Origin of the sequence: Nitratireductor thuwali, from assembly GCF_036621415.1 — a bacterium.
Lineage (GTDB): Bacteria > Pseudomonadota > Alphaproteobacteria > Rhizobiales > Rhizobiaceae > Chelativorans > Chelativorans thuwali.
Genome location: NZ_CP030941.1, coordinates 2,522,018 through 2,540,761 on the forward strand (window position 1 = coordinate 2,522,018; position 18,744 = coordinate 2,540,761).

Genomic DNA, 18,744 nt, shown 5'->3' on the forward strand with positions numbered 1-18,744 from the left:
GATCGGGTGCGGGGCGCTCCCACTCGAGGGCGGGCAATTGCATAGGGTCATGGTTCTTGTTGCCCGCTTCGCCGGCGACCCCCACCCACAATCCCGGCGAATCCGGTCCAGCCGGAACCTCGCGCCCGCCCGATTGTTGACTGGGAAAGCGCGGAGGTTCCCATGGCAAGGCCTGCTCAAAAGGACATCGTGAAGGCGCTGATGGCGCGCCACGGCCGCACCTATTGCGAAGAGCTCGGCATCCCGCTGGAAAAGAACACGCCGTCGCCGCTGTTCCAGTGGCTGGTCGCCTCCCTTCTCTTTTCCGCGCGCATTGGCGCCGGCCAGGCGGTGAAGGGCGCCAAAGCGCTCTTCGATGCCGGCTGGCGCACGCCGGAAAAGATGCACGCGGCGACATGGCGCGAGCGCGTGACGGTTCTCAACGAGCACGGCTACGCGCGCTACGACGAGAGCACCTCGCGCATGCTGGAGGACGCTTCCGGCCTGCTGATCGAGCGCTATGGCGGCGACCTGCGCTGCCTGCGCGAGGAAGCGCGGGGCGACGTGAAGAAGGCGCAGAAGCTGCTGACCGCCTTCAAGGGCATCGGCCCCACCGGCGCCGCCATCTTCCTGCGCGAGGCGCAAGGCGCGTGGGACGAATTCCACCCCTTCGCCGACAACAAAGCGCTCAAGGCCGGCAAACAGCTCGGCCTCGGCGCCGACGCCCAGACGCTCTCCCGCCACGTCTCCAGAAACGAATTCCCCACCCTCCTCACCGCCCTCGTCCGCGCCGATCTCGCCGGCGATCTGGATGCCCTGGCGAAAGGCAAGGCGGAAGCGTAGGGCGCCAGGCTTCGGCGCTTGGGGCGGTGGAGTGACCCGCAAGCGCAGGCCCGGCAAGGTGGATGTCTCGCAGGAAGCGTCCGACCCGGCCTGAAGATGAGCGATTGAAAGGCAGCGCCAAGCGCCCTCCCAGTAGCCCTCATGGTGAGCCTGTCGAACGACGAGGGCGCTTGGCGCGGTTGCACCAAATATGAGGTCCTTTCTTCCCTGCGCCTTCGATGGCGTGGATAAATCCGCGCCTCCAACGCCTTTTCCGGCCGGCCAACCCATTGTTTCCACTGCCTTTCCCATCCCTCCACACGCCCGCCCGTCATTTTCTTATCCCCACCCGCCCGGCCTGCCTTATCATGCTCCCCATCGCCCTTGCGGGAACCGGGTCCGGACCGGGGATCAGGGAGGGCGGCGGCAGCCTCCCCCTCCGGGTCGGTACCGGAGGCATGTGAGGGCCTGCAGCAGGCCGGAGTCCTGTGTCCTGAGCGTGTCGAAGGACGCAGGGCGCGGAGAAGCCGCGGGAGGTTCGGTCCAGGCGTCTCAGTGACGAGCCTGGGCGCCCCAAAAGGGCAATGGGAACCTTCCTTGACCGGTCATGCAGGACAGCGGCCGGCGGGGCGCGTTGATCGCGCCACATAAACTACACAGAGAGGCACGGACAACGCGCCCCGCTTCCCACCCTGTCGAAGGGATCAATGGCCAGACGCGAAAGCGGGCGTGGCGGCGATGACGCTTGGCCGTCCTTTCCGTCACCCGGCCGGCGGGAGAGCCGGGCCTATAAAGAGGCGCGGCCGGGCGGCACGGAAGGTGCCGTCGCTACCGAGGATCGATCAGAGGAGGACTAGCCATGCTTTTCCGATTGTCAGCCAAGGGGTCGCCGATAGGCTGCGGCTTCCGGGACGACGTGAATGGACGTGCCGCAACCCCTCCGGCGGTGGAGCGAAAGTGAAGGACCCCTCAATACCCCGCCGCCCGGTCCACCACATTCGTCAACGGCTCGCCCCGCTCGAAGGCCTCCATCTGCGCCAGCATGGGCCGGGCAAGGTGGGCGGGGTCGGAGGTGGCGGCCGCGTGCGGGGTCACGAACACCCGGTCGTGGGTCCACAGCGGGCTTTCGGGCGAAAGCGGTTCGGCCTCGAACACGTCGAGGCTCGCCTCCTTCAACTTGCCCTCGTCAAGCGCCCGCAGGATGTCGGCCTCCCGCTGCAGCTTGCCGCGCCCGGCATTGATCAGGCACGGCCCGCCCAGCGGCCCGTCCTGCCGCAGCCGCGAGATCAGGCCGAAATCGACAATGCCGGCCGTCGCCGGCGTCAGCGGCAGGAGAACGACCAATATGTCGGTGGCGTTCAGGAAAGGCGTCAGCCCGCCCTCGCCGTGAAAGGTGCTGACCCCCTTCATCGCGTGCTCCGTGCGGCTCCAGCCATTCACCTTGAAGCCCAGCGCCAGCAGCGCCTTGGCCGCCGCGCGGCCCAGCTGGCCGAAGCCCATGATGCCCACATTCACTGCGTCGGCCGGCGGCTGCGGGCGCTCATGCCACACTTTGCCGGCCTGCTGGCGGCGGTAGAGCATGCCCTGCCGCTGATGGTCGAGCACGCGCCAGCTCACATATTCGCACATATATTGGGTCAGGTTGTCGGCCACCACCCGCACCACCGGCACGTCCGGCACCTGGTCGTCGGCGAAGATGTGGTCGACGCCCGCGCCGATGGAAAAGATCGCCTTCAGATTGGGCAGATGGGCAAGGACGCCCGGCCGCTGCTTCCAGACCACCGCATAGTCGATGGAGGGATCCTCCGCGCCGTCCGGCTCCAGCACCACCTCGCGCTCCTTCGACAGAGGCTCGTACCAGCGCTGCGGGTTGAACCCGGTCACGGACAGAAGAATGCGGCCCTTGCCGGCTTTGTTCATGGCTCTTTCCTTCCTCGCTGCGCGCGCCGCGCCCGGCCGTGCTGCCTTTATCGCTATTACGCCGCCGCTTTGGCTTCAAGGTCCGGCGGCGAGTGGCCGATTGAGCCAGGGCCCGCCTTGCGCTACAGCTTCGCCGTTTCAGGGGAGGCGCGCATGCGGCTGACGACGATCGGCTTCGACGCAGACGACACGCTCTGGCAGAACGAGCAGTTCTACCGGATGACCGAGCAGCGCTTCGCCGCGCTGCTCGCCGGCCACGCCGATCCGGAAAACCTTTCCGCCCGGCTGCTCGAGGCCGAAAAGCGCAATCTCAAGCTCTACGGCTTCGGCATCAAGGGCTTCATCCTGTCGATGATCGAAACCGCGCTGGAGGTCACCGAGGGCAGGGTGCCGGCCAAGACCATCGCCGATATCATGGAGGCGGGCCGCGAAATGCTGGTCCACCCCATCGAGACGCTGCCCCATGTCAGCGACACGCTGGAGCGGCTGGCCACCGACTACCGGCTGGTGCTGATCACCAAGGGCGACCTGTTCGACCAGGAAAGGAAGCTCGCCCAGTCCGGCCTCGGCGATCATTTCGACGGCGTCGAGATCGTCAGCGACAAGAATCCCGAGACCTACCGCGCCATATTCGCCCGCCACGGCGATGGCCCCGAGCGCGCCATGATGGTCGGCAATTCCCTCAAATCCGATGTGCTGCCGGCGCTCGACGCCGGAAGCTGGGGTGTCTTCGTGCCGCACGAACTGACCTGGGCGGTAGAGCACGCCGAAAGGCCCGGCGGCGCGGCGCGCTTCCATGAGATCGGCCATCTGGGCCACCTGCCGCCGCTGGTCGAGCGCATCGCGCGGGATTGAGCGGGTTGCTGCGGCTCTACCTGCGCTTGCTGGCGCCGGCCGCTGATTTGCCTATAGTGTCTCCCGTGCTTTGGCTGGATTCGGGGCCGGCCGGAGCCACGGGAGAAGCGGCAGGGAATGATCAACCGAAAATCTGCGCACCTGGCTGCCGTCGCGGCGGCATGCCTGTCCGTTGCCGGCTGCGGCGGCGGTTCCGACAGCACAAGCTCCGCCTCTCCGCCGGCATCCAGTCCGCCGCCCGCGTCCAGCCCGCCGCCGGCATCCAGCCCGCCGCCCTCATCGGACTATCCGACCTTCCACATGGCCGCTGCAACGGTTCACGCCGGCACGGCGGAGTTCCAGGCGGTCGATCCTTCGGCAGCGGCTGAAGCCTCGCTGCGTTCGACCCTCGGCGTGCCTCCCTTGTGCAGCGGCGTCGCCAACGCCAACTGCGCGAGCGCCCACAACTATCTTCTGCAGAACATCCACATCGCCCACACCGCCACGCTCCCCAATGGCGACAGGGTTCGCGGCAAGGGTCAGCTGATCGCCGTCGTCGATAACGGCTTCCTCCTCACGCATCAGGAACTGGCCGGCAAGTCCATCAAGACCTATCCCGGCACCGCCATGGGCGTCGACGATCACGGCACCGCCGTCGCGGCCATAGCCGCCGGTCTGGCAAACGGCACGGGCATGATGGGCGTCGCGCCCGAGGCCGACCTGCATTTGTCCTCGTGGGAAGACCACAGCGGGCCCGGCCAGAACGTGTTGACCTTCCTCGCCGCCACCACAGACGACGCCCGCCTTTCCGGCGCGGTGGCGCAGAACAATTCATGGGGCTGGGCGACGGAGAAGGCTGCCTCCCAGGAACTCACGGATTATTCCGGTACGAGCTCGGCGCAGTATGCCCAGCATATCACCGGCCGCCTAGGCGGAACGGCGGCCGAGTGGCAGAACCTCTTTGCCGCCTATGACCGCTTCCAGCAGTCCGGCGTGATCGTCTTCGCCAATTCCAACAATTCGAGCCTCGGCGATGCCTCCGCCTGGGCCTCCCTGCCGCTTTTCGTGCCGGAACTTCGCGAAGCGTGGATCGCCGTCAGCAATGCGCTTTTCGCGGTCGATTCCAGTACGGGCGACATCCTGAAAGCCGACCTCCTGTCGGCCCCATGCGGCTCGGCAGCCCCGTTCTGCCTCACCGCCGACGGTTCCGTCTACAAGCCCACTGCCAGCAGCGACACCGCCTATTCCGTGGCAACGGGCACGTCTTTCGCGGCGCCGCAGATTTCGGGCGATGTCGCGCTTCTGGCGCAGGCTTTTCCCAACCTGTCGCCGGCCGAGATCACCGTGCGGTTGCTGGCGACGGCGCGCAACGATTGGGCCGGTTTCCAGAGCACCAGGGCCGGCACCTCCACCTTCGCGCCCGGCGTCACCCACGACTATTCAAGCGATTTCGGCCACGGCGTGCCCGACATGGAAGCCGCGCTCTCGCCGGTTGGCGGACTTTCCATCGCCAGCGGCAGCAATCTCGCCACCGCCACGATGAGCCCGCTCGACGGCGGCGTCGCCACATCGGGTCCGATGATCGGCAATGCCGTCGCACGGGCGCTGGGCGACCGCGAGATCATGGTGGTCGACCGGCTGGGCACGGATTTCTACGTGCCCGCCACCGCCTTGACCGCCGATGCGCCCGGCTTCGCCGCTACCGACCCCCGGCATCTGGCCCGCAATGTCGACCAGGTCGCGGCCAGTTTCGCCTTTGCGGAAATGCAGGCGCCGGCTCTTTCGATCCTCCACGATGCCGCCGTGCCAAAGCTTTTTTTCTCCCAATCGCTGGCAAATCTGGATGGAAATAGCGCCTTTTCACAGATTTTTCCGCTGGGACAGCGCGATTTCCTCCAGTTTTCAGGCAGTTTCCGCCAATCTGAGGCCGGTTCCGACGCCGGATTCTCCGTCGCGCGCCTTACCCGCCACCAGGGTTTTGCGACCGAACTTTCCTTCGCATTCGGCCACAGCACGAGCAATTTCTTCGGATGGGACGCGCCCGGCCCGTTCCTGTCGGGCGATGCCTCCGGCAATTTCTCAAGCGGCCTTTCGGTCAGCCTTCCGGTGGATGGCCTGTGGACGCTTTCGGCCTATGCGGAGCTCGGCTCCGCCTTCGTCAACGACGATGCTGCGATGCTGGTCGATTACGGCTCGTTCGCCTATGCCGCCGGTGGCGTGACGGCCCGGCGGCGCAGCCTGTTCACGGCCCGCGACACGATCGATTTCTACGCCGGCATGCGCCCAAAGGCGGTTGCCGGAAAGGCGGACTTGCAGGTGCCGGTCGGCCGGGGCACCGACGGCAGTCTCCACTACGAGAATGTCGCCGTCGACCTGGCCGATGCCGACATTCCACTCCGGCTGGGCTTCGTCTATCGCAATATGACCGAGCAGGATTTCGAGCTGCTGCTGGGCTTCAACACCGACTTCACCGCCACCAATGAGGTCGAGCCCGTGTTCTCGCTGTCGGCGGGACTGCGCAAGCAGTTCTGAGACTGCTTCCCGGAATTGCCCTGCGCCTTGGTTATTGCGCAAAACATGCCTATCTGGCAGGCATGCGCAGAATGAGTGAGCAATCATGACCGAAGTCACCCGCCAGGCCGTTCTCGACAAGCTGTCCACGATCAAGGGCCCGGACCTCGAAGGCGACATCGTATCGCGCGGGCTCGTGTCGGAGATCTTCATCGCCGACGGCAAAGTGTTTTTCTCCATCACCGTGCCAGCCAACCGGGCGCGGGAACTGGAGCCGATGCGGCAGGCCGCGGAAAAGGCGGTCAAATCCATCCCCGGTGTCAGTGGCGCCATGGTCGCGCTGACGGCGGAAAGGCAGGGCGGGGGCATGGGTTCGTCCGAAACGTCCAGGCCCGCGCCGCGCGCAGAGCCGCCGCCGCCACGGCTCCAGCCCCAACCGCAGCCGGCGGGCAAGACAGGCGTGCCCGGCGTGGAGGCCATCATCGCCGTGGCCAGCGGCAAGGGCGGCGTCGGCAAGTCGACCACCGCCGTCAATATCGCGCTTGGCCTTGCCGGGCTTGGCAAGAAGGTCGGCATTCTCGATGCGGACATCTACGGCCCGTCAATGCCCCGCCTGCTCGGCCTGAAGGGCAAGCCGGAAACGATGGATGGCAAGACGCTGAAGCCGATGGAGGCGTTCGGCGTCAAGGTCATGTCCATCGGCTTCCTGGTCGAGGAGGAAACGCCGATGATCTGGCGCGGTCCGATGGTCATGTCGGCACTGCGCCAGATGCTGCGGGACGTTGCCTGGGGCGAACTCGATATACTCGTGGTCGACATGCCGCCGGGCACCGGCGACGCCCAGCTTACCATGGCCCAGCAGGTGCCGCTTGCCGGCGCGGTCATCGTGTCGACGCCGCAGGATCTGGCGCTGATCGACGCGCGCAAGGGCCTGAACATGTTCCGGCGGGTCGATGTGCCGCTGCTCGGCATCGTCGAGAACATGAGCTACTTCCTCGCGCCCGATACCGGCAAGAGATACGACATATTCGGTCATGGCGGTGCGCGGACCGAGGCCGGGCGCCTTGGCGTCCCCTTCCTCGGCGAGGTGCCGCTGACGATGGATGTGCGCGAAACCTCCGACGCGGGCACGCCGGTCGTGGCGTCCAACCCCGAAGGGTCGCAGGCGAAGGTCTATCGCGCGATTGCCGAAAAGGTCGCGGCGCGGCTCGAGGAGGAGGGCGCGAGCGCATCCACTCCGGCGATCGTGTTCGAATGAGCCTGGATAAAGCGTTACATTGAATTGAGTTTCGATCTCGTTCATGTAACGTTTTGATCGGCACGGGAGGATCACATGGCCAGCGCGGTGGAAGAATCAGTTCTGGTGGAGCAGCGCGGCAATGTCGCGATCATCACGCTCAACCGGCCCGACAAGCTCAATTCCTTCAACGAGGTGCAACATGCCGCACTGCGCGCCGCACTTGACCGGTGCGCGGATGACGAGGCCTGCCGCGCCATTATTTTGACCGGTGCCGGGCGTGGCTTTTGCGCGGGCCAAGACTTGTCCGACCGCGATCCGGCCATGCTGGGCGAAGCGCCCGACCTCGGCCGCACGCTGGAGACTTTCTACAACCCGCTCGTCCGCCAGTTGCGGGCCCTGCCCAAGCCGGTTGTCTGCGCCGTCAACGGCGTTGCTGCCGGGGCTGGAGCGAACATCGCGCTTGCTTGCGACATCGTGCTTGCCGCCAGGTCGGCAAAATTCATCCAGGCATTCTCGAAGATAGGGCTCGTGCCAGATTCCGGCGGCACATGGTTCCTCACCCGCCACCTCGGCGAGGCCCGCGCCAAGGCGCTGGCGCTAACCGGGGATGCGCTTTCCGCTGAGACGGCTGCCGAATGGGGGCTGATCTGGCGGGCGGTGGATGATGCCGTGCTGATGGAAGAGGCGCTGGCCATCGCCGGGCGACTGGCCGACGGGCCAACCCATGCCTACGGCCTCATTAAACAGGCAATCCAGGCAGCGTCAGGCAACACGCTGGATGCCCAACTCGACCTTGAGCGCGACCTGCAGCGCGAGGCTGGCCGCTCCGACGACTACCGCGAAGGCGTCAGCGCATTTCTGGAAAAGCGCCCGCCCAGGTTCACCGGCCTCAAGAAGCGTTAGACCTGCCAGCAGCATTCCAGCAACTTGATTTGGCCAAGAAGCCTGTCTCTCAAGCTCGGCAATGTCCGTCGCGAGGCGGAGCTCGCACAGCTCCTCTACAACGTCCCGCCGCTCTATCATTTGAGCGAGGGAAGGCTGAAGGAACGGCTGCCGATCATCGTCCGACAGCAGGCCTTCTTCCAGCCGCTGCACGAGCGGCTCGGCACACAGGAACTGACTTCATTTCGCCCGGACGACCGGAAGCTGCAGGAGGCCGTCTTCGCCGACGGCACCCGCCTGATCGGAAACATCTCCGGCGACCTGAGAGAAGTGGAGGCCCGGACCATCGGCGCCTACACGATCATCACCCTAGGCGACGGGAGGCTGATCGGCTCCTACCAGTCGCGCGAGGACTGACCGGCGCCGCCGGGCGCGCGTCTCTCAGGAGGCCGCCGCCTCGGCGCTTCCACTCACGCGGGCGTTGAAATCGGAGAAAAACTGGGCGGCGAGCTTCTTCGACGTAGACTGGATGAGGCGGCTGCCGAGCTGGGCCATCTTGCCGCCGACATCGGCCTTTGCCTTGTAGGAGAGGATGGTTGCGTTTGGACCATCCTCCTTCAGGGTCACGTCGGCCCCGCCCTTCGCAAAACCCGCGACGCCGCCCTTGCCTTCACCCGATATCGTATAGGAATAGGGCGGGTTGAGGTTCTGCAGCTCGACCTCGCCGTTGAACTTCGCCTTGATCGGGCCAATCTTGAGCGAGACGACCGCCGCGAACTCGGTGTCGGATTTCTTTTCGAGCTCCTGACAGCCGGGGATGCAGTCTTTCAACACGGCGGGATCGTTCAGACCTTCCCAAACGGTCTGCACCGGCGCCTCGATCCGTTCCTCGCCCTCGATCAGCATTGCCATCGCCGTTTCCTCCGCATGTGCGCTTTCCAAGGGCTAAACCAGCCCGCCATTTATGTCCATAAGCTCAAAGGCGGTGGTCAAAAACAAGCGCTGCGCCTTGCTTGCCTTTTTCGCCGCCCGCTTCGTTGCGTCATTCGCTACATACTCTGGTATGCGCCGAATGACGCGCCTTTCAGGGCGACGAAAATCCGGCGCTTTCCGCAGCACTTGTTCCGGCCACCGCCTAAGCCGCCGCAGACCGCCTTCCCGCGACCGCCGCCAGCTCGCGGATGCCCGGCTCGATGTGCTGCAGGGCGATGGACGAGATGCCCAGCCGCATGAAAGGAGACGGTCTCTCCGGTCCATCGAAGAAGCGCGGGCCGGGCTCGACCAGCACCCCGCGCTGCGCCGCCGCCTTGGCAAGCTGGGTCGTGTCGGTGCCTGCGGGACCGCGCAGCCAGAGCGATGTGCCGCCCGGCACATCCGCCGACTGCCAATCGGGCATATAGTCCCGGATCGCTCCGACAAGCCGCTCACGGCGTTCCTCGAACGCGGAGGAGAGCCGGCGCACCAGTGCATCGTGATGACCGAGCGACAGGAACAGGGCGACCGCGCGCTGGTTGTTCGCCGGCGGGTGACGCAGCATGAAGCGGCGCAACGCCCGCAACTCGGCCACGAGCTCGGCGGGGGCGACGATATAGCCGAGCCGCAGGCCCGGCGCGAGTGTCTTCGACATGGAGCCGACATAGATGACGCGGCCGGTATGATCGAGACCCTTGAGCGCTTCCTGCGGCGTCTCGTCGGCGAGCTGGCTGTCGTAGTCGTCTTCGATCACGACCCAGTCATTGGCTTCCGCCTTCTGCAGCAACGCCTCGCGACGGGCCCGGCTGAGCGGCATCATGGTCGGGCAATGGTGGCTCGGCGTGGTGAACACGAAATCGGCGTTGTGCGGGATGCGGTCGACGTCGATGCCGTCGCTGTCGACGGGAACGGGCAGTGTTTCGGCGCCGGCCAGCCGGAAGATTGAGCGGGCGTCCGGATAGCCGGGATTCTCCATCGCCACGCGCGCTCCGCGCTGCATCAGCAGCGTCGACAGCATGTAGAGCGCGTGCTGGGCACCCAGCGTGACGATGATCTCGTCGGGATTGGCGAAGATGCCGCGCCGTGGCAGGAGCCGGGCCTGGATTTGCTCGATCAGCAGCGGGTCGTCCTTGTCGACCATGTCGGCTGCCCAGTTGCGGATCTCCAGGACCGCCAGCGCCATGCGGTTGCACTCGCGCCATTCGGCGGTGGGAAAGAGCGTCGGGTCGAACTGGCCGTAGACGAACGGGTAGGACGACTGCATCCAGTTCTCGTTCTTGGGCGCATCCGGCATTTCGCTGGCGAACACCTGGCGCCGCGCTTTCCAGTCAATCTGGTTGGTGTTGCGCGCGCCCTTGCGGGGCGGGCGGGGCGGGGCCGCCAGGACCTCCGGATTGACGAAGTGGCCGCGCCTTTCCCTGGCGATCAGAAACCCCTGGTCGACCAATTGCTGGAAGGCCAGCACGACCGTCCCGCGCGCCACGCCCAGTTTGTCCGCAAGGATGCGGCAGGACGGCAGCGGCATCGACGGAGCGATCTGCCGGTCAAGAATGGCCGATACGATCGCCTGGCGAATCTGCGCCTGGAGTGTCTGGCCCGAATCAGGGGAAATCTTGAAAAGGCCCGCCCAAAGGGCGGTATCGTTGCGTATTGGCATAGGCTTTCCTCTCGCGGCGCGGAGCCTAACGCCACGGAACTTGAACCGCAAGTCTGGCACAAGCCATTGCGCCAAACTCCTTTTCCGGCGCGCCTTTTCTTTTCTTGAGCCAAGCCCTAATTTGCGCCGCAACCAGTGTGAAGTCTTTCGCCACCATGGGGTCTTTTTCAAATGAGCGCATTCACAACCGCGCTGGACGCATTGCGCCGGCATCGCGAGGAACACCGGGATTTCGACCTCCGGGAGGCGTTCCGGGACGAGCCGGCGCGGTTCGAGCGGTTCTCCGCGCGCTTCGACGACATGCTGCTCGACTATTCCAAATGCGCGGTGACCGAAGAGACCTTCCTGCTTCTTGAGAACCTAGCTACGGCAGCCGGGCTGGAGGAGCGGCGCGACGCGATGTTCGAGGGCCGCCGGATCAATGTCACGGAAGACCGCGCGGTTCTGCACACGGCGCTGCGCTCGTCCTCCGGCGCTTCGATCCGCCTGGATGGCCAGGAGATTTCGCGGGACGTGGAGGCCGTTCTGGCGGCAATGGCGCGATTTAGCGAAGGCGTGCGCGGCGGCTCTTTGGAGGGGGCGACCGGCAAGGCTTTCACCGATGTCGTCAATATTGGCATCGGCGGATCGGACCTTGGCCCGGCGATGGCGACGCTTGCGCTCGCGCCCTATCACGATGGTCCGCGGCTGCACTACGTCTCCAATGTTGATGGCGCGCATATCGCCGACACCCTCAAGGGGCTGGCGCCGGAGACGACGCTCTTCATCGTCGCCTCGAAGACCTTCACCACAATCGAGACCATGACCAATGCCGAGACGGCGCGGGGGTGGGTAAAGGAGGCGCTGGGCGCGGAGGCGGTCGGCGCCCATTTCGCCGCCGTTTCGACGGCGCTCGACAAGGTCGCCGCCTTCGGCATCGACAGCGATCGCGTCTTCGGCTTCTGGGACTGGGTGGGTGGACGCTATTCGCTCTGGTCCGCCATCGGTCTGCCGATCATGATCGCCATAGGGTCCGAGGACTTTCGCCGTTTCCTGCAGGGGGCGGAGGCGGTCGACAACCATTTCCGGGTCGAGCCGCTGCGCCAGAACCTGCCGGTTCTGCTCGGCCTCATCGGCTATTGGCACCGCGTTGCCTGCGCCTATCCCGCCCGCGCCGTCATTCCCTACGACCAGCGGCTTGCCCGCCTGCCGGCCTATCTGCAGCAGCTCGACATGGAATCGAACGGCAAGCGCGTAACCCTCGACGGCGCGCCGGTGCAGACGCCCACTGGCCCGCTGGTATGGGGCGAGCCCGGCACCAACGGCCAGCACGCCTTTTTCCAGCTTCTGCATCAGGGCACCGACGTCATCCCGGTGGAGTTCATCCTGGCGGCCAACGGGCACGAGCCGGCGCTGAAGCACCATCACGACCTCCTTGTCGCCAACTGCCTGGCGCAATCGGAAGCCCTGATGAGGGGGCGCACGCTGGAGGAGGCGACGGCGCAGCTTATCGCCCGTGGCATGGATGAGGCGAGGGCGGCCGAACTCGCACCGCACCGCGTCTTCCCCGGCAACCGGCCGAGCGTCACCATAGTCTACGACAAGCTCGACCCCTTCACGCTCGGCCGCCTGATCGCGCTCTACGAGCACCGCGTGTTCGTGGAAGCCACTCTCTACGGCATCAACGCTTTCGACCAATGGGGCGTCGAGCTCGGCAAGGAACTGGCGACGGAGCTACTGCCGGTGGTGCAGGGCGACAAGGAAGCCTCCGGCCGCGATGCGTCGACGGCGGGGTTGGTGGCGCATGTCGCTCGTCTGAGGAAGTAGACGCCGGCGGCGCGCCTCGCTCAAGCCGCCTTCGCCGCCAGCCGTTTCCTTATGCTCTCGACATCGGCGCGCGGCGTCGCCGCGAACAGCGTCTTCGTGTAGTCGTGCTGCGGGTTCTGGAACACCTCGTCCCGCGTGCCGTATTCCACCGCCTCGCCGTAATACATCACCATCACCTCGTCGGCGATGTAGCGAACCACCGAAAGATCGTGACTGATGAAGACGAAGGTCAGGCCGAACTCGTCCTGCAGGTCGGCCAGGAGGTTCAGCACCTGCGCCTGCACCGACAGGTCGAGCGCGGAGACGGGCTCGTCGAGCACGAGCAGGCGCGGGTTGAGCATGAGGGCACGGGCGATGGCGATGCGCTGGCGCTGCCCGCCGGAGAACATGTGCGGGTATCGGTTGAAGTGCTCGGGCTGCAGCCCGACCTTGGTCAGCATCGCCATGGCGCGTTCGCGCCGCTCGGCCTCCGGCACGTTCTCGTTGATGATCAGAGGCTCCATCAGCACGTCGCCGATCCGCTGGCGCGGGTTGAGCGAGCCGTAAGGGTTCTGGAAGACGATCTGCACCTTGCGGCGCATGTCGCTGTCGAGCCGCTTCTTGGTTATGTCGACCTTGGCGCCGTCAATCAACAGCTCGCCCGACGTGGGCGCGTCGATCATGGTGATGATGCGCGCCAAAGTGGACTTGCCGCAGCCCGATTCGCCGACGATCGCCAGCGTCTTGCCCTTCTCCAGCGTCAGATCGATGCCCTTGAGCGCGTGGATCGTGCGGCCGGCGCCGAACAGGCCGCCGCCGATATGATAGTCGCGGGTGATTCCGCGGGTTTCCAACACGATCTCGCTCATGGCCGCGCTCCCGTGTAGGGGGCATCGTCGAGGGAGAAATCGACCATGGTGGGCAGGCGGTCGCCAGTGGCATTCTCAGGCAGGGCCGCAAGCAACGCCTTGGTGTAGGCGCTCTTGGGGTTCTCGAACAGCGAAAGCACGTCGGCCTCCTCCATCTTCCTGCCCTTATACTGCACGACTACCCGGTCGGCTGTCTCGGCCACCACGCCCATGTCGTGGGTGATCATGATCATGCCCATGCCCTTCTCGGCCTGGATCGAGACCAGGAGGTCGAGGATCTGCCGCTGGATCGTCACGTCGAGCGCCGTGGTCGGCTCGTCGGCAATCAGGAGCTTTGGATTGCAGGCGATAGCCATGGCGATCATCACGCGCTGGCACTGGCCGCCCGACATCTGGTGCGGGAAGGCGCGCAGCCGGTCCGAAGCGTTGGGCAGGCCCACCGCCTCGAACAGTTCCACCGTGCGGTCGCGCCGCTGGCGCCTGTTGAGATCGGTGTGCATCTTCAGCGTTTCGTCGATCTGAAAGCCGACCGTGAAGCACGGATTGAGGCTGGCTACCGGCTCCTGAAAGATCATGGCCATGTCCTTGCCGACGATGCGCCTGCGCTCCGCCGGGGGCAGGTTGAGAATGTCCCGGCCGAGGAAGGTAACCGAATCCGCCGTCACCTTGGCCGTCCACGGCAGCAGCCCCATCACCGCCAGCATGGAGACCGACTTGCCGGAGCCCGATTCGCCGACGATGGCCAGCACCTCGCGCTCGTTCACCGACAGCGACACGCGATCGACGGCGCGCAGCGTGCCGCCGGCAGTATCGAATTCCACGGTGAGATTCTTGATGTCCAAAAGGGCCATGGTCACGACCTTTTCAATTTGGGATCGAGCGCGTCGCGCAGCCCGTCGCCCATCAGGTTGATGGCCAGCACGGTGATCAGGATGGCAAGACCCGGGAAGGTGACGACCCACCAGGCGCGCAGGATGAACTCGCGCGCCTCGGCCAGCATTGTGCCCCATTCCGGTGTCGGCGGCTGCGCACCCATGCCGAGGAAGCCGAGCGCCGCCGCATCCAGGATAGCGGTCGAGAAGGAGAGGGCGGCCTGGACGATGAGCGGTGCGGTGCAATTGGGCAGGATGGTCTTGAACATCAGCCGGAGATTGCTCGCGCCCGCCACCCGTGCGGCGGTGACGTATTCCCGGCCCTTTTCGGACATCACGGCAGCGCGCGTCAGCCGCACGTAATGCGGTTGCTGGACCAGCGCGATGGCGATCATCGCGTTGACGAGGCCCGGTCCGAGAATGGCGACGAGCACCAGCGCCAAAAGCAGTGACGGAAACGCCAGGATGATGTCCATCATGCGCATGATCACCGTATCGACGGCGCCGCGGAAATAGCCCGCCACCAAGCCGACGATGATGCCGACAGAGACGGCCACCGATACGACGACGACGCCGATGAACAGCGAGAAGCGTGCGCCATAGATGAGGCGTGAAAGCAGATCGCGGCCCACCGCATCGGTGCCCAGAACGAACGACCAGCTGCCGCCCTCTTGCCAGGCCGGCGGCAGCAGAAAGGCGCCGCGGTTCTGCATGCTGGGACTGTGTGGCGCGATGAGCGGCGCGAGCACCGCGATGACAACGATCGCTGCGAATATGTAGAGCCCGATGACGGCGCCGCGGTTCTGGCTGAAATAATACCAGAACTCCGCAAGCCTGGCCCGCCTTGTAACGGCGATGACCGTGCCGCCTTCCAGGCCGATGGCGGCGTTCGGATCTTTGGTGTTCATGGCTAGTGCCTGATTCTTGGATTGATCAGACCGTAGAGCACGTCCACGATCAAGTTCACGATCATGATGATGGCGGCGATCAGCAAGAGCCCGCCCTGCACCACGGCGTAGTCGCGCTTGAAGACGCTGTCGACCATCCACTTGCCGATGCCCGGCCAGGAGAAGATCGTCTCGGTGAGGATCGCCCCAGCCAAGAGGACGCCGACCTGAAGGCCGATTGTCGTGACCACCGGAATCAGTGCGTTGCGCAGAGCATGCAGCCCCACCACCCGGAGCGGCGGCAGTCCTTTCGAACGCGCGGTGCGCACATAGTCCTCACCTAAAACTTCCAGCATCGCCGAGCGCGTCTGGCGCGCAATGACGGCGAGCGGAATGGTGGCGAGCACCACGGTGGGCAGGACAAGGTGTGAAACGGCCGACTTGAAGGCCCCTTCCTGGCCCGAAAGCAGGCTGTCTATGAGCATGAAGCCTGTGACCGGCTGGAAGTAATAGAGCAGCGAGATGCGCCCGGAGACCGGCGTCCACTGCAAAATGCCGGAGAACAGGATGATCAGCAGCAGGCCCCACCAGAAGATCGGCATGGAATAGCCGACGAGCGCCGTCCCCATGACCGATTGATCGAGCCACGAGCCACGGCGGACGGCGGCGATGATGCCGACGGGAACCCCGATGACGATCGCCAGCATGATGGCGCAGAACGATAGTTCCAGCGTTGCCGGGAAAAGCGTCAGGAACTCCTGGAGGACCGGGCGCTTGGTAACGATCGACGTGCCGAAATCGCCCTGCAGCAGGTCTGTCAGATAGGTGAAATACTGCATGACCAGCGGCTGGTCGAAACCGTAGAGCGCCCGCAATTGCTGGTAGCGCTCTTCGGTCATGCCGCGCTCGCCGGCAAGCAGCATGATGGGATCGCCCGGCAAGAGGCGAATGAACGAGAAGGCGACGATGGAGACCCCGATGAAGGTCGGGATCAGCAGCGCCAGCCGCGACAGAAAGAAGCGGAGCATGAAACGCAATCACCGGCGACAGCTCTCGCTGCCGCCGGTTCCTATACTGGTCGGACGCGCCTATTCGGCGATGTCGACGCCTTCGAAGGCGTGACCGCCGAGCGGGTCCATCTTGTAGCCGGTGACTTCCTTGCGCATGGGCATATGCACGACGGAGTGTGCGATGGTCGCCCACGGCGCCTCGCGCTTGAACACGACCTGAGCCTCTCTGTAGAGCTCCGCGCGCTCTTCCTGCGTGGAAAGCGTCTTGGCCTCCTGGATCAGCGCATCGAACTCCTCGTTGCACCACTGCGCGCGGTTGGCGCCACCCACGGCGTCGCAGCCGAGCAGCACGGCGAGGAAGTTGTCAGGGTCGCCATTGTCGCCGGTCCAGCCCAAGAGCACCGCGCCGTCACGGTCCACTGCCTTGGAGCGCTCCAGATACTCGCCCCACTCATAGGAGACGATCTCGACATCGACACCGACCTTGGAGAAGTCTTCCTGGATGAGCTCGGCCATGCGGCGCGCGTTCGGGTTATACGGACGCTGCACGGGCATTGCCCAGACCTTCATGGAAAGGTCGGTGACGCCGGCTTCCTCGAGCATCGCCCTGGCCGCTTCCGGATCGTACGGATCGTCCTCGATCTCGTCATTATACGACCACATGGTCGGCGGGATCGGGTTCTTGGCCGCCTGTCCCGCGCCCTGGAACACGGCGTCGAGAATGGCTTCCTTGTTGATCGCCATGTTCAGCGCCTTGCGCACTTCCGTCTGGTCGAAGGGCGCCTGCTGCGTGTTGTAGGCGAGATAGCCGACATTCAGGCCTTCCTGCTCCTCTACCTTGATCTCGTCGTTCGCCTTCAGGCTCTCGATATCGGCCGGATTCGGATAGGGCATGATATGGCATTCGCCGGCGAGCAGCTTCTGCTGGCGCACGGAGGCTTCCGTCGTGATGGCGAACACCAAGTCGTCGATCGGCTGCTTGCCGGCCCAGTAGTCGGGATGGGCCTTATAACGGATCACCGCGTCGGGCTGATAGGCCACGAACTGGAAAGGACCGGTGCCGATCGGCTTCTGGTTGAGATCCGACTGATTTGCGTTCTCGGCCAGCTGATCAGCATACTCCTGGGAGAAGATCGAAGCGAAATCCATGGCCAGATTGGCGATGAACGGGGCTTCCGGGCGGTTCAGCACGAACTTGACCGTGTAGTCGTCCACCTTCTCGATGGACTTGATCAGGTCCGGCATGGACATGCCGTTGAAATACTCCCAGCTCGCACCCTCGACATACGCGTGATAGGCGTGGTCCTGATTGAGCTGCCGCTCGAAGGAGAACAGCACGTCGTCGGCGTTGAAATCACGGGTCGGTGTGAAGAAATCGGTGGTATGGAACTTGACGCCTTCGCGCAGCTTGAACGTGATCTCCAGGCCGTCGTCGGAAATCTCCCAGCTCTCGGCAAGGCCGGGAACCGTGTTGGTCGTGCCCGGCTCGAACTGGACGAGCCGGTTGTAGATCGGCTTCGACGAGGCGTCGAAGGTGGTGCCGGCGGTATAGAGCGCCGGGTCGAATCCTTCGGGGCTTCCCTCCGAACAATAAACCAGCGTCTTTGCGCTTGCCGCGCCACTCAAGATCGTGGCGGACAGCAACGCTGCCGCAAACATTTTGCTTTTCATAGGATTTATCTCCCTGGTTCTGCGTCGGGCCGTTCCCAAAGGCCCGTTGAACCCTCATATAAGCAAAGTTCTCTTGGAGAGGGAACTCCCCTTGATGGAATTGGAGCAATAAAATTTCACTCTGGGCGAATATTGTTTCGCCGCGCCGGGAGCCAAGGGCACGCGTTTTGCCGCGTTCATGCGGGGTTCGGGCGGTTCCGTCCGGCCTGAAAAATGTTTAGGGACAGGAGGAAGAAATGGACGATAGCTGGGTCGACGAGGTTCTGGCCTTCTGGTTTGAGGAACTGGAGCCGAAGGACTGGTTCGAAGGCAGCGATGCGCTGGACGACACTATACGCACGCGCTTCGGTGCGCTGCACGAGCGGCTGGCGGGCGGCCAGGTGCCGCCCGAGGTGATGGAGGAGCCGCGCACCGCGCTTGCCGCTGTGATCGTGCTCGATCAATTCTCCCGGAACATTCATCGGCGCAGCGCCAGGGCTTTTGCCGCCGACGACATGGCCCTGCGCATAGCCCGCAACGCGGTCGACAAGAAATTTGACGACGACATGACGCCGGAGGAAAGACAGTTTCTCTACATGCCGTTCCAGCACTCGGAGATTTCGGCCGATCAGGAACATTCCGTGATGCTCTTCAAGAGCCTCGGCGACGAGGAGGCCATCAAATACGCGGTCGAGCACCGCGACATCATCGAGAAGTTCGGCCGTTTCCCGCATCGCAACCGGGCGCTGGGGCGCGAAAGCACGCGGGAGGAGATCGCCTTTCTCGAGGGCCATGTCGGCTTTGGACAATAGCTGCTCCTCGGCACCGGAAGGCGATGCTGGCGCCCAATCCTG

The 18,744-nt window shown here is 64.8% G+C and carries 16 protein-coding genes; 8 read left to right on the forward strand and 8 right to left on the reverse strand.

What is annotated here, in order from left to right; translation table 11 throughout:
* Positions 1-162 precede the first annotated feature (162 nt).
* Positions 163-822 carry a hypothetical protein gene (locus NTH_RS12315; protein ID WP_338530285.1) on the forward strand — a complete coding sequence of 220 codons (660 nt, stop codon included), beginning with the start codon at positions 163-165 and terminating at the stop codon, positions 820-822.
* 948 nt (positions 823-1,770) lie between these two features.
* Here NTH_RS12315 and NTH_RS12320 read toward each other — a convergent pair.
* A complete protein-coding gene (locus NTH_RS12320) occupies positions 1,771-2,721 on the reverse strand; it encodes a 2-hydroxyacid dehydrogenase (protein ID WP_338530286.1) in 951 nt (316 codons plus the stop codon).
* Between the two features lie 153 nt (positions 2,722-2,874).
* Between NTH_RS12320 and NTH_RS12325 the strand changes: the two genes are divergently transcribed.
* The 5 genes from NTH_RS12325 (at position 2,875) to NTH_RS12345 (ending at position 8,605) form a co-directional block, all read left to right on the forward strand.
* Positions 2,875-3,576 carry an HAD family hydrolase gene (locus NTH_RS12325; RefSeq protein WP_338530287.1) on the forward strand — a complete coding sequence of 234 codons (702 nt, stop codon included), beginning with the start codon at positions 2,875-2,877 and terminating at the stop codon, positions 3,574-3,576.
* A gap of 300 nt (positions 3,577-3,876) precedes the next feature.
* A complete protein-coding gene (locus NTH_RS12330; protein WP_338530288.1) occupies positions 3,877-6,087 on the forward strand; it encodes a S8 family peptidase in 2,211 nt (736 codons plus the stop codon).
* Between the two features lie 85 nt (positions 6,088-6,172).
* Positions 6,173-7,324 carry an Mrp/NBP35 family ATP-binding protein gene (locus NTH_RS12335; protein WP_338530289.1) on the forward strand — a complete coding sequence of 384 codons (1,152 nt, stop codon included), beginning with the start codon at positions 6,173-6,175 and terminating at the stop codon, positions 7,322-7,324.
* 75 nt (positions 7,325-7,399) lie between these two features.
* Positions 7,400-8,209, forward strand: a complete 810-nt coding sequence (gene paaG, locus NTH_RS12340) for a 2-(1,2-epoxy-1,2-dihydrophenyl)acetyl-CoA isomerase PaaG (RefSeq protein ID WP_338530290.1) — start codon at positions 7,400-7,402, stop codon at positions 8,207-8,209.
* A gap of 24 nt (positions 8,210-8,233) precedes the next feature.
* Complete coding sequence (locus NTH_RS12345; RefSeq protein WP_338530291.1) at positions 8,234-8,605, forward strand: glycoside hydrolase; 372 nt, start codon at positions 8,234-8,236, stop codon at positions 8,603-8,605.
* A 24-nt stretch (positions 8,606-8,629) separates the two neighbouring features.
* Here the strand turns inward: NTH_RS12345 and NTH_RS12350 are convergent, their stop codons facing one another.
* Positions 8,630-9,100 carry a CoxG family protein gene (locus NTH_RS12350; RefSeq protein ID WP_338530292.1) on the reverse strand — a complete coding sequence of 157 codons (471 nt, stop codon included), beginning with the start codon at positions 9,098-9,100 and terminating at the stop codon, positions 8,630-8,632.
* 223 nt (positions 9,101-9,323) lie between these two features.
* Complete coding sequence (locus tag NTH_RS12355; protein ID WP_338530293.1) at positions 9,324-10,817, reverse strand: PLP-dependent aminotransferase family protein; 1,494 nt, start codon at positions 10,815-10,817, stop codon at positions 9,324-9,326.
* Positions 10,818-10,988: 171 nt separating this feature from the next.
* Between NTH_RS12355 and pgi the strand changes: the two genes are divergently transcribed.
* Positions 10,989-12,623, forward strand: coding sequence for a glucose-6-phosphate isomerase (gene pgi, locus NTH_RS12360; protein WP_338530294.1), 1,635 nt, complete (start codon positions 10,989-10,991; stop codon positions 12,621-12,623).
* Between the two features lie 20 nt (positions 12,624-12,643).
* Here pgi and NTH_RS12365 read toward each other — a convergent pair whose 3' ends face one another.
* From NTH_RS12365 to NTH_RS12385, 5 genes are read right to left on the reverse strand one after another with little or no spacing between them, the layout of a single operon-like run.
* Positions 12,644-13,471 carry an ABC transporter ATP-binding protein gene (locus NTH_RS12365; protein ID WP_338530295.1) on the reverse strand — a complete coding sequence of 276 codons (828 nt, stop codon included), beginning with the start codon at positions 13,469-13,471 and terminating at the stop codon, positions 12,644-12,646.
* Positions 13,468-14,322, reverse strand: a complete 855-nt coding sequence (locus NTH_RS12370) for an ABC transporter ATP-binding protein (protein WP_338530296.1) — start codon at positions 14,320-14,322, stop codon at positions 13,468-13,470. The genes NTH_RS12365 and NTH_RS12370 overlap by 4 nt, the downstream gene beginning before the upstream one ends.
* Before the next feature lie 2 nt (positions 14,323-14,324).
* Entirely contained in the window at positions 14,325-15,251 is a 927-nt protein-coding gene (locus NTH_RS12375) for an ABC transporter permease subunit (protein WP_338530297.1), read from the reverse strand.
* A 2-nt stretch (positions 15,252-15,253) separates the two neighbouring features.
* Complete coding sequence (locus tag NTH_RS12380; RefSeq protein ID WP_338530298.1) at positions 15,254-16,258, reverse strand: ABC transporter permease subunit; 1,005 nt, start codon at positions 16,256-16,258, stop codon at positions 15,254-15,256.
* Between the two features lie 60 nt (positions 16,259-16,318).
* Positions 16,319-17,911, reverse strand: a complete 1,593-nt coding sequence (locus NTH_RS12385; protein WP_338530299.1) for an ABC transporter substrate-binding protein — start codon at positions 17,909-17,911, stop codon at positions 16,319-16,321.
* 236 nt (positions 17,912-18,147) lie between these two features.
* Between NTH_RS12385 and NTH_RS12390 the strand changes: the two genes are divergently transcribed.
* Complete coding sequence (locus tag NTH_RS12390) at positions 18,148-18,702, forward strand: DUF924 family protein (RefSeq protein WP_338530300.1); 555 nt, start codon at positions 18,148-18,150, stop codon at positions 18,700-18,702.
* Positions 18,703-18,744 lie beyond the last annotated feature (42 nt).